The following is a 12080-nucleotide window of genomic DNA, read 5'->3' as shown; positions in this document are numbered from 1 at the left end:
GGGTTGGGGGAGGTCTTTTTCAATCAAATCTTTCCTCAAATGAATGATCTACGCGTAACCGTTTGCCAGCAACCGCTGGTTTGGGAAGACAAAGCGGCCAACCTAAAATTCTGGGAGGAGAAACTTCGTCCGCTCAAACGCCAGACCGATCTGATCGTGCTGCCCGAAATGTTCACCACAGGTTTTACCATGAATGTCCGTCAATTGGCCGAACCGATGGATGGCAGAACTGTAGCTTGGGTCCGTGACCTTTCCACCGAATTGGATGCAACAATCACTGGCAGCGTCATCATTCGTGAAGAATGCACTACAGGCGGTTCTGGTGGGAAGTTTTACAACCGCATGCTATGGGCAAATCCCGACCGTAGTTTTACATGGTATGACAAGCGGCATCGGTTCAGTTTTGCAGATGAAGACAAGTTCTTCACCGCAGGGAAACAGCGCGTTCTGATAGATGGCCCGAACGGTTGGCGAGTGATGCCACAGGTGTGCTACGATCTGCGTTTTCCTGTTTTCAGCAGAAACTTGAAATCGGACATGTATGACGTGTTGATCTACGTGGCCAATTGGCCTGCTGTGCGTTCTTCAGCATGGAGAAGTTTGCTGGTGGCGCGGGCGCACGAAAACCAATGTTATGTAGTTGGTGTGAACCGCGTTGGTACGGACGGAAAAGGAATTGAATACGATGGAAGTTCGTTGGTGGTAAGCCCGAAAGGCGAGATTCTTTGCTCATTTGAAGTGGGAGAAGCGGCCATCGAAACGATTGCACTTTCCAAAACGGACCTGGACGATTTTCGCGCTAAGTTCCGCCCGTTGGATGATGCTGATGAATTTGAACTGAAACTGTGATGGAAAGAAACTTCGCGATGGCGCTGTCCATCATTTTCCAACCCATTTTCGTTCCGATCTACTCGTTGGTCATTCTCTATCACGCCAACACCTACATCACATACGCGGTTCCGCTGGATGTGTGGAAATCCATTTTCATCATCACGCTACTGAACACGGTGATCTTTCCGATGAGCGTGTTCTATTACTTTCTGCGCAGCGGGTTGATCGAATCGTTGCACATGCACACGGCCAAAGAGCGGTCGTTGCCATTCCTGAGCATCATCGTCTTTCATCTCAGCACGTTCTACATTTTCTCCCGCGTTCCTGTTCCGAGCCTGTTTTTGGATTTGATCCTTGGTGCCGCGCTTTCGGTAGCAATCGCATTTGTCATCAACCTGAAATGGAAAGTGAGCATCCACATGCTCGGCATGGGCGGCATTGTGGGAACGATCATCGGTTTGGCGCTGCGTTACCAAGTGGATGTGGTGCCGCTGGTGATGGCGCTTACCGTTCTGAGCGGATTGGTCGGTTTTGCACGTTTGAAACTGAATGCCCACACACCTCTTCAGGTGTATGTTGGTTTTGTGCTTGGAGTGTTGATCCTGACGGGAACGGTGTTGATTCCATAAGGCTTCTGTCATTTCGATCGACCGAAGGGAGCGGAGAAATCTTAGCCCATAGAGTTAGATGTCTCGGCTACGCAAGCTTTGCTCGGCATGACAAATCAGTCCTTCGTTTTCGATTGGCGATTTTCCTCCGCTTCTTCTTCCTTCTTCTCCGCTTTGACCAGCGATTTTAAAACCTCTGTAGACAGCTTGTAGAATGTGCTGCCGATGATGTAGTTGAGGCGGCTTTCCGTTCCTGGGAAATGCTCCGAGGCCAATCCACCGCTAATCTGTTTCCCATCTTTGTCCATAATAGTGTAGTGGATGGCTACCATGCGTTTCGGATCAATAAAAGCGGTTTCGGGATCGGAGAGGTCCATTTTCACATCCATCTGGTTGATGAACAGAAAGCGGTTCAGTCCATAATTGGAGTAAAACCGATTGAGAACAGCGTAGTTTTTCAGCTGGGCGTTCATATAACGCTCGGTTGCATCGCGCTCAGCAACTACATGTCCGTTACGGATGCCCACTTCCTTTTGGGGTGCTGGCGGCTGAACCGTTTTCTTTTTTGTTTTCCCTGATTTCTCATCTTTCTCTTCAACCGGAACGGGAACATACTTGTAGCCAAGAACCTCGTAAATGTCAATGAGGTCTTCATCCGTAATGCTGTCGGTATTCAGGAACGTGGCCGTTTCCATGCTGTCTTTCAGCGCAGCCTGCAAACTCAATTGGATCTCATTTCGCAAGCGATTGAAAATTTCCAGCTGCGTCATTTGGTTCACCTCGGTCAGGTCACGCATAATGTCGCAGTAGAACAGCTTTTCCTCAAACGGAATGATCAGGATCTTGGCTTCTTCCTTCGTTCCTTCTGCGTAAACGTCTTGGTCCGTTTTTGTCACTTTTTCATCTCCGAACATGTCTGTTTGGGAAATCCCGAACAGCGGAAAGAGAAGGAAAGCAAGAACCAGAAAACGCATTCGGTCTATTTGAGGAAGAACTTGTAGATGTCGTTGCCGTTGGCGAGCAACAGCAAGGTAAGCAACAGGATCATTCCAACGGTTTGGGTGTACTCCATGAACTTGTCGCTCGGCTTTTTGCCCACCACCATCTCGTAGAGCAGGAATACCACGTGGCCACCATCCAAAGCAGGTATCGGAAGTACGTTCATGATGGCCAGCACCAGCGAGAGAAATGCGGTCATCGACCAGAACGAATGCCAATCCCAAGTGGAAGGGAACATGCTTCCAATGGAGCCGAAACCACCGATCTGCGAAGCACCTTCTTTTGAGAAAAGCAGCTTAAGGCTTGAAACATATCCGTTCAGCACATTTCCCGTCTCCACAAACCCGGCAGGAATTGATTCGAAGAACGTGTAACGGTAGGTTTCCGTTTTCAGGAAGTCGTTCACCATGCAAAGCTGAATACCGATGCGGCCTTCATCACTCACTTTGGTTGTGAGTGTTTTTTCCTCTCCGTCACGCAGTACAACTACGTTGATTTCTTTCCCGGTATTTGCCTTAATGGCTTTCAATCCCTCAAAGAAACCAGGCGTTGAAGTGGTATCAACACGAATAATGCGGTCGCCTTTTTTGAACCCTGCCTGCATGGCCAGATCACCGGGTAGGACGCTGTCCACCTCGAACGGATAGCGTGGCATGAACAGACTTTTGGTTCCATTTCCAAGCAGTTCTTTCTCGATGTCTGCCGGAAGTGCGACCATCTCTTTCTTACCATTATGCTCAATCTCAATGGTCCGTGCGCCATGGATCAGAACCGCCTTCCCAAGCTGTTCGAAGTAATGCACGCTCGTATCATTGAGACCAAGGATCTTATCACCATCCGCAATGCCGTATTTGTGGAGTGTAGAGTCTGCGTAAACGCCATAATCCATGTTGGCAAGCGGCAATTTCTCCTTACCCCAAGTGAACAGCACCATGCTGTAAATGAGGAATCCGAGGATCAGATTTACCGTCACTCCACCAAGCATGATGATCAATCGTTGCCAAGCTGGTTTGCTGCGGAACTCCCATGGCTTTGGTTCTTCCTTCAACGCTTCTGTGTCCATGCTTTCGTCCACCATGCCGTCAATTTGCACGTAGCCGCCCATTGGGAACCAACCGATTCCGTACTCAGTTTCGCCACGCTTTATCTTGAAAAGCGAGAAGTTGAGCACGTTCGGAAGCGGAAAAAGGAAGTCGAAGAACAGGTAGAATTTCTTGACACGTGTGCCGAAAAGCCGTGCTGGGATGAAGTGCCCGAGCTCGTGAAGTGTGACAAGGATGGTGAGACTGAGCAGGAGCTGTCCCGCCTTGATGAGTATATCCATTTAGTTGATCATTTCGAGTGCCAACACGCGAGTTTCCGCATCTGTTGCCACATAGTCGTCATAGTTAGGTTTTTTTATGAAAGACACGCGTTGCATCGATTGTTCGATGATGTCTGACATTTCGAGGAAGCCGATGCGGTCTTTCAGGAACGCATCAACAGCAATTTCATTGGCCGCGTTGAGAATGCAGGGTTGATTTCCACCTTGGTTCAGCGCCTCAAACGCCAATGCCAAGTTGCGGAAGGTTTCCGTGTCCGCCTTCTCAAACGTGAGTTGCGGGTAATTCAAGAAGTTGAAACGAGGAAAATCCGACTTCAATCGGTTCGGATAGCCGAGCGCAAACTGGATCGGAAGCTTCATGTCCGGCAAACCCATCTGCGCTTTCATGCTACCGTCCTCAAACTGAACAATGCTGTGGATGATGCTTTGCGGATGCACAATCACATCGATCTGCTCATTCTTCAGCCCGAACAGCCATTTTGCTTCGATCACTTCCAAGCCTTTGTTCATCATCGAAGCACTGTCGATGGTGATCTTGGCACCCATGTCCCAATTCGGGTGTTTGAGGGCCTGAGCTTTGGTCACAGCCGCCAATTGTTCACGTTTCTGTCCACGGAACGGACCACCAGAAGCCGTCAGATAGATCTTTTCGATCGGATTGTGAAACTCACCTACCAAACATTGGAAAATGGCCGAATGCTCACTATCGACAGGATAGATGTTTACGCCCTTTTTCCGAGCGAGGTCGGTTACGATTTCGCCAGCCACAACAAGCGTTTCCTTGTTGGCTAACGCGATGTGTTTTCCTGCGTCAATTGCCGCCAATGTAGGGCGCAATCCTGCATAACCGACCAACGCAGTAAGCACAATATCGATGTCTTCCATCTGCACCACCTGCGCCAGACTGTCCGCGCCAGCATACACCTTGATGCCCTCATCGAAAAGTGCGTCCTGCACCTTCTTGAATTGGCTTTCATCGCCAATGACCACGCAATTAGGTTTGAATTTGAGCGCTTGCTCTATCAGAAGTTCAGCACTGCTATGCGCAGTTAGCACCTCTAACTCAAAAACCTCAGGATTTGCCTCCAAAACCTCCAGCGCCTGTGTTCCAATAGAACCGGTGGAGCCAAGGATGGCGATGTGCCGTTTATCTGTCTTGTTGTCACTCATTCGCGAAGCCGCAAAAGTACCTCAATTGGTAGGATGGGCAAGAGTTAGAAATTACACCACTTCAACATCTCCGTGGTGCGGTTTTCCGCATCGATCCTTACGAACATGCATCCGCGCAGCGTTGACGGAAGTTCTACGATGGAGCTGTTTGCAGAAATGCTCATCAACAATCGCATGGAAACGTCAAAAACCTGAATGGAAGTAATCGTGGCTTCAGGTTCGAAGATCAATCTGTTTCCGTTCAACTGAACCCATTTTGTGGCTTCCTTTTCTTGAATGGAAACAAAACCGCCAGCAGAGCAATCGGGAATATCCCATATCTGATCGGTGACCGATGACGTGCAGTTTTCGCACAGAATACTTTTCAGGAAACAGCTCGATTTTCCCACGATGGCACCGAACGGATAATCGCAATGGTTGATGTTGGCCAAGTAGCGGTTCATGTTGTAGCAAATGCCATTCTGATTGAGCCGCGCGCGGATGTAATCGGAGCCCGTGACCCAGAAAAACGCACCGCAATTGGCTGGGGCGCAGTTCAGCACGGAACCGCTCTGATATGGCACCACGCAATCCCATTCGGTATGAAATCCGATCACGGGAATATCCTGTCCGTCCATCACGCCTTGGTTCACGTTGGCAATGCCGCCACAGTTGTTGATCACGCCTTTGATGGTGAATGTTTCCGTCAGGTCGTTTCCTGCCGTGTCCAACATGCCGAGGTCATCCAAACAGGTGGTGCAGAACGCTTCACCTTCGGATTGATCCCAAAACGCGGATTTCAACGAAGTGATGGAGCCCGCACTTTCGCCTTGCAGGAAAATGTACGAAGTATCGATGCCGAGGTCTGCGGCATTATGCACCAAATGGCGGATGGCCGCGCGGTTGTCCTGCACCGCACGATAAGCAGCGGCTTTCAACCGCCACGCTTCCGACTGGCAACTGATGCACGGACCGAAAACATCGGTTGCCGAACAGTTCCAGCCCAAACGGTACGAGATGGTGGCCGTAACGAAACCGCGCCTTGCCATCTCCATGGCGTAAGGGGCCATGTCGGTTCGGTCGCCAGCTAAAAACGCACCGCCATGCGTCATCACGATCAGTGGTCGCGATTGAACTGGATCGATGTTCGGGTCGGGCATGTAAATATCCATCCGCAAACTGTCCATGGTTGCACTTGGCCAACGCATGGAAGTGGCGAAATGCACATCTGGCGTGATCTGAATTTCTGAACTATCGAAAAGCGCATCTTGCGCGTAGCGGTCGGCAAGGCAATGCTGGGATTGACCAAATGCGTTGCCGATGGTCAGAAAAAAGAGAAAAGGAAAAACGAAAAATGGGTTTCGCATGGTCGAATTTACGAGTCAACGTCTCTCGTCCGTCACCCTGAACTTGTTTCAGGGTCTCCAGTAGATGCTGAAACAAGTTCAGCATGACGAGGTTAATTCGCTTTCACAATCCGCTGATATTCTTTTGAACCTTCGCGAAGCGTGCGTTCCTGCGTGTCGAAATTCACTTCGTACAACCCGAAACGTTCATCATAACCGAGGTCCCACTCAAAGTTGTCCATCAGCGACCAGTAGTAATAGCCGCGCACATTATACCCATCTTTTATCGCCTTCGAAACAGCATAGAGATACTTTCTGATGAACTCGCCACGGATGTCATCATCCGCATCGGCCACGCCATTTTCTGTGATAATTATTGGACGATTGAGAGCCGAAATCTCCTTGATGGCTCGGTAAAAACCTTCGGGGTACATGGTGTAATCCATGTCGGTCGGGGTTTCGTTGGGGTACATGCGGGTTTTCAGCGCTTCATCCAAGTTCAGTGAGAAATCCATGGCGTTGTGACTGTAGTAATTCAATCCAACGAAATCGAGCGTGTAAGGCGCGTTCGGAATGTCTGCTTTCAGATCAACCAATGTTGGGAAACTGAAACGGTAAACACCTTTGGTGAATGTGCCGATGAACGAGCCGTTGAAACCTTGGTTCACGGTTCGTGAAAGCAACCTGTCAAAGAGATTCCAATCGTTCATCGGGTCAATCTGGTGCATGTTCTTCACAATGCCGATCATGGCGCGTTCTCCGCGAGGGATACTCTTCAATTTCTCATAAACCTTAACGTGAGCGAGGTACATGTTCTTCAACACCTCTGCGGCCAATTTCGGGTCTTGTTTTCCTGGCGGGAAATTGCCATCGAAGTAGGCCGCGATGACGAAAACAGCTGGCTCATTGAGCGTACACCAATACTTCACCCGTTCGTGAAGTGCCTTGAAAACGATGGCCGAGAAATCCACGAAATCCTGAATGTTCTCCTCCTTTTCGAACGCTCCTTTTTCCTCGAACCACATTGGGTGACAGAAGTGATGCAGCGTGATCATCGGCTCAATTCCAGCTGCCAAAAGGCTATCGACCATATCAGAATAATGTTGAAGTGCGGCTGTATCAACCTTGCCTTCTTCAGGCATGATCTTGCTCCACGAAACAGAGAAACGATAGCTTGAAACGCCCAGTTCCTGCATCAGTTTGATGTCTTCGGGATAGCGGTTCCAGTGGTCGCATGCGAGGCCACATTTTTCACCTCGCGCTATGCGTGGATTTCCATCTTCGTCCACTTGCTTTTCCCAGTCCGCCCAATTGTTGGTGGTGTGGTTTCCTTCCACCTGATGCGCTGCTGACGAAACGCCCCAAATGAAATTATCAGGGAACGAAATGTCGCTCAGGTCAATCTTGTCCCAATCCCAATGCTCCACGGGTTCTTTGAAATTGAGGTAAGCGGTCGGGATGAGGTAAAGAAGGACGAGGAAGGCGAGGATTCGGACGGTTGTTTTCATACTCCGAAAATAGGAATGATCAAGTAAGCTGATCCGCCACGTTTCTATCATTCGCCAAGCGTGGCAATTTGAACTGCCCGCCCAATTTTCCTTGCGAACGTGCGTAGTTGATGAACGCATCTTCAGCGACTTCGGTAATTACCGCTGGTCGGAGAATATTCCCCGAAATCAGATCTTTGTAGTAGATGTTCTGTTCCTGTAATTCCTTATCGATAGTTGAAGCGAATTGCTCCATGTTTTCAGGGCGCTTCGCGAAGCTGATGAACCACTCATGGTATGGCAACCCGCCTGAGGCGGGGTTGACCTGTGGTGCCACATGAAAGTCGATCACCTCGCCACCGTTTTCCGTCAAAGCCTTGTTCAGCGCAGCTTCCACTTCCTTGGCAATCACGTGCTCACCAAAGGCGGAGGTAAAATGCTTTACGCGGCCTGAAACGATCACGCGGTAAGGGTCTTTGCTTACGAACTGAACCATATCGCCAATATTGTAGCCCCACAGACCAGCGTTATTACTCACAATAAGCGCGTAATTCTTGCCCAGTTCCACTTCGCCAATGGTCAGGCGTGTTGGGTTTTCGTTGTGAACTTCATCCGCAGGAACGAACTCGTAGAAAATGCCCGCATTGAGAATGAGCAGCATGCCTTTTTCATGCTGTTTGTCCTGATACGCGAAGAAACCTTCCGATGCCGGAAACAGCTCAATGCTGTCGATCTTCTTGCCGATGCTGGCTTCCATTTTGGCGCGATAAGGTTCAAAGTTCACGCCTCCGTAAACGAACAGGGAGAAATCAGGAAACACATCTTTCACTTGCTTTCCTGTGCGTTCTTGAATCTTATCGAAATACATCTGAACCCAACTTGGAATGCCCGAAATGAGCGTCATGCGTTCTTTCAATGTTTCTTCCACAACGGCATCGACCTTGGTTTCCCAATCTTCGATACAGTTGGTCTCGTAACTCGGCATTTGATTGGTGCGCAGATAATCAGGAACGAAATGGTTGCTGATGCCAGAAAGTCGCCCTACATGAATGCCGTTCTTCTTTTCCAGTTCGGGCGAACCCGAAAGAAATATCAGTTTACCATCCAAAAACTGCGAATTTCCTGTTTCGTGGATGTAACTAAGCAATGCATTCTTGGCTCCGTTCAAATGGTTCGGAATGCTATCGCGAGTTATCGGAATGTACTTAGCGCCCGAAGTGGTTCCGCTGGTTTTGGCCAAATAGAGCGGTTTTCCTGGCCACAGCACATTTTCTTCTCCGCTTGCCGTTCGTTCGAAATAGGGTTTCAATTCCTCATAATCCCGAATAGGAACGCGTTTTACAAAATCTTCATGGTTCCGGATCCGCAGAAAATCGTGGTCTTTCCCGAAGGAAGTTTCCTTGGCCTTTGAGATGAGTTCTGCGAAAACCTTCTGTTGTGTTGCAACGGGCTTGCTGCTCCACGCAACCGTTTGGCGGTGCGTCCACCACGCTAAAGGTTTGGCCAATATGGAGCGGATTCCCATGATGCTAAAGGAAAACGAAAAATGTTACACGGCCAATGCTTCAAACTTCGATCGGATGATCTCGTCTTTGTTCGTTTCCAGATAATTGACAAAAGCGGTGGCCACCGGTGACAATCGTTTCTGCTTGAGCCAGGTCAAATGCCAGTTGGTCTGTAGCGGCAGGCCTTTGACCGGAATGATCTTCAACGTGCCGTTTTTCAGTTCATTCCTGATTCCGATGAGTGGCATAATGGAATAACCAAGACCAGCCAGAACGGCCTGTTTTACCGCTTCGTTTGATGTGAGCTCAAGTTGCTTTTTGGTCGAAAGCCCGTTCGCTTTCAGAAAATTCTCCATGGTAAATCGGGTACCAGAGCCGTTCTCTCGGTAAATGAGTTGGATGTCGTTCAACAGCTGAAAATTGTTCGGACCGTCCGCTTTTGCGTTGGGCGGAACTTGGCTGCCGACCAGGTAAAGCATGTTCGGCATCAGCGAAACCGAATCCAGTTCCAGATGCTCGGGCAAAATGGACACCAGTGCAAAATCGACCTCGTTGTTCTCCAAACTTTCCACCACCTGCGATTTATTGGTCACATCCATGGCCAGTTCCACACCATCATGCTGTTGCAGAAATTCGGTCAGGAAATAAGGCATCACATATTTTCCAGTAGAAACCACCGATATGCGGAGTTTCCCGGCCAGCAGCCCCTTGTGGATCATTGTCTGATAATTGATCGTTTCCACCTCTTTGAGAATGTTGGATGCCGCTTCGGCTATTTGCCGTCCGAAATCGGTGACGTGAATTTTCCGGCCGATCAGCTCGGTCAGGGGAATATCGAATTGATCCTGCAGATTCTTCAGTTGAATGGAGACCGCAGGCTGCGTGAGATAGAGTTCCTTGGCAGCTTTGGTGATGCTACCGGTTTCACAGATCTTCTGAAAGACACGTAACTGATGTAAAGTGAAGTTCATAATTATTGCTTATGATTTTGATAAAAACAATAAACTTTCAATTATGTTTTAGACGACTCAAATTTGCAGTGTCAAACTCAAAAAACAAAAGCCATGACACGAATTACAGTTGCAAAAGGAGACGGCATCGGTCCAGAGATCATGGATGCCACGCTCCGAATTCTGGAAGCTGCCGGAGCAGAACTTGACATCGATTTTATTGAAGTGGGTGAGCAAGTCTACCTGGCCGGGAACACCTCAGGAATTAGCAAGGAAGCCTGGGAAAGTATCCGCAGAAACAAGGTTTTTCTGAAGGCACCGATCACTACGCCACAGGGTGGTGGGTACAAGAGCCTGAATGTGACCACACGGAAAATGCTGGGGCTCTACGCCAACGTTCGTCCATGCAGGAGTTTGCATCCGTTTGTGCGCACCAAACATCCGAAAATGGATGTGGTCATCATCCGCGAAAACGAGGAGGACCTCTACGCGGGCATCGAACACCAACAGACCGATGAAGTGGTGCAGTGCCTTAAACTCATCAGCCGACCCGGTTGCGAAAAGATCATCCGCTACGCATTTGAATATGCCAAACAGTACGGCAGAAAGAAGGTGACGTGCTTCACCAAGGACAACATCATGAAGCAGACGGACGGCCTCTTCCATAAGGTGTTCGATGAGATCGCTCCAGAGTATCCGGAAATAGAGAACGAGCACTGGATCGTGGACATCGGTGCGGCCAAACTCTCAGACACGCCAGAGAATTTCGATGTCATCGTCATGCCCAATCTTTACGGAGATGTGCTTTCGGATGTGGCCGCGCAGATAGCTGGTTCGGTCGGGTTGGCAGGCTCATCCAACATTGGCGAAACCTGCGCCATGTTCGAGGCCATTCACGGTTCGGCACCGCGCTTGGCAGGGCAGGATGCGGCCAATCCTTCGGGATTGATCCACGGGGCCATTATGATGCTGAACCACATAGGACAGAACGCAGTGGCCGAAAAGGTGCACAACGCTTGGCTGACCACGGTTGAACAGGGAATTCACACCAAGGACGTTTATGAAGCGGGCGTAAGCCAAAAGCGTGTGGGCACCAAGGAATTTGCAGATGCGGTCATCGCCAACTTGGGTCAACTTCCTCAAAAACTGGATGCGGTTTCTTACCAAGAAGGAAAACCGTTCAGCCCACCGAAGGCAACATTAAAACCCGCAGCCAAGAAAGACCTGGTGGGAGTTGATGTGTTCGTACACTGGTCGGGCAGAAACCCGAATGAACTGGCCGAGAAGCTGAGCAACGGCATGAACAACAACGACCTGATGCTTTCCATGATCACCAACCGGGGCATCAAGGTGTGGCCAGATGGGTTTGAAGAAACCTTCTGCACCGATCACTGGCGCTGCCGCTTTACGCCTGCCAATGGTCATCCGATAGAACGGAAACATATCGTGGATATCTTGGGTAACGCTGTGGTAAATGACATCGACACGATCAAGACCGAGAATCTTTACAAATTCGATGGTAAACCGGCCTTTTCACTCGGACAGGGACAATAAAAAACGACTGACATGCAGACACAACAGATAGAATTGATAAACGGCACGTTTTCTCCGCAGGATGCCAAAGAGATTGTTCTGACGGTACTGGAAGACAAGATCCGTTTTCACAACATCAAAGTGATCAGCGGATTTGAGCGAGGGACAGATACCTCCGCGTCAACCCACCGCATCGCTGAACTGAAGGAATCGTGCAGATTCATGCATCAGGTGACCGAAAAGGCAGAGAAAGATCGGGCTGAACTCAGAATTCAGGCCACCATTTCCATTACGTCATCGGTTCCACAAGAGGTCTGTCAGACCACCGACTGATTCGGTTTGATTTCC

The 12080-nt window shown here is 49.5% G+C and carries 11 protein-coding genes; 4 read left to right on the top strand and 7 right to left on the bottom strand.

Annotated features, from left to right (window positions below; translation table 11 throughout):
• The first annotated feature begins 39 nt into the window (after positions 1 to 39).
• Positions 40 to 849: an amidohydrolase gene (locus tag GC178_01380; protein ID MBI1286209.1), complete on the top strand. Its 810-nt coding sequence runs from the start codon at positions 40 to 42 to the stop codon at positions 847 to 849.
• Positions 849 to 1460, top strand: coding sequence for a hypothetical protein (locus GC178_01375; protein MBI1286208.1), 612 nt, complete (start codon positions 849 to 851; stop codon positions 1458 to 1460). The genes GC178_01380 and GC178_01375 overlap by 1 nt, the downstream gene beginning before the upstream one ends.
• Positions 1461 to 1555: 95 nt before the next feature.
• Here the strand turns inward: GC178_01375 and GC178_01370 are convergent, their stop codons facing one another.
• From GC178_01370 to GC178_01340, 7 genes are all read right to left on the bottom strand, one after another.
• Positions 1556 to 2413 (bottom strand): hypothetical protein, encoded by an 858-nt coding sequence (locus GC178_01370; GenBank protein ID MBI1286207.1) that lies wholly within the window; start codon positions 2411 to 2413, stop codon positions 1556 to 1558.
• 5 nt (positions 2414 to 2418) lie between these two features.
• Complete coding sequence (rseP, locus tag GC178_01365; protein ID MBI1286206.1) at positions 2419 to 3762, bottom strand: RIP metalloprotease RseP; 1344 nt, start codon at positions 3760 to 3762, stop codon at positions 2419 to 2421.
• Positions 3763 to 4932, bottom strand: coding sequence for a 1-deoxy-D-xylulose-5-phosphate reductoisomerase (locus GC178_01360; protein ID MBI1286205.1), 1170 nt, complete (start codon positions 4930 to 4932; stop codon positions 3763 to 3765).
• 44 nt (positions 4933 to 4976) lie between these two features.
• Positions 4977 to 6278: a carboxylesterase family protein gene (locus tag GC178_01355; GenBank protein MBI1286204.1), complete on the bottom strand. Its 1302-nt coding sequence runs from the start codon at positions 6276 to 6278 to the stop codon at positions 4977 to 4979.
• Between the two features lie 92 nt (positions 6279 to 6370).
• A complete protein-coding gene (locus GC178_01350) occupies positions 6371 to 7885 on the bottom strand; it encodes a family 1 glycosylhydrolase (GenBank protein MBI1286203.1) in 1515 nt (504 codons plus the stop codon).
• Positions 7785 to 9269, bottom strand: coding sequence for a hypothetical protein (locus GC178_01345; GenBank protein MBI1286202.1), 1485 nt, complete (start codon positions 9267 to 9269; stop codon positions 7785 to 7787). Before GC178_01345 ends, GC178_01350 begins: the two co-directional genes overlap by 101 nt.
• A 24-nt stretch (positions 9270 to 9293) precedes the next feature.
• Positions 9294 to 10220, bottom strand: coding sequence for a LysR family transcriptional regulator (locus GC178_01340; GenBank protein MBI1286201.1), 927 nt, complete (start codon positions 10218 to 10220; stop codon positions 9294 to 9296).
• 93 nt (positions 10221 to 10313) lie between these two features.
• Here GC178_01340 and GC178_01335 point away from each other — a divergent pair, with 93 nt between their 5' ends.
• Positions 10314 to 11753, top strand: coding sequence for an NADP-dependent isocitrate dehydrogenase (locus GC178_01335; protein MBI1286200.1), 1440 nt, complete (start codon positions 10314 to 10316; stop codon positions 11751 to 11753).
• Between the two features lie 12 nt (positions 11754 to 11765).
• Entirely contained in the window at positions 11766 to 12065 is a 300-nt protein-coding gene (locus GC178_01330; GenBank protein ID MBI1286199.1) for a hypothetical protein, read from the top strand.
• The last annotated feature ends 15 nt before the right edge of the window (positions 12066 to 12080 follow it).

The organism is Flavobacteriales bacterium (genome assembly GCA_016124845.1).
Taxonomy (GTDB): Bacteria; Bacteroidota; Bacteroidia; order UBA10329; family UBA10329; genus UBA10329.
Note: the sequence above shows the minus strand (reverse complement) of the source record. Positions and strands in the feature narration are given on the sequence as shown.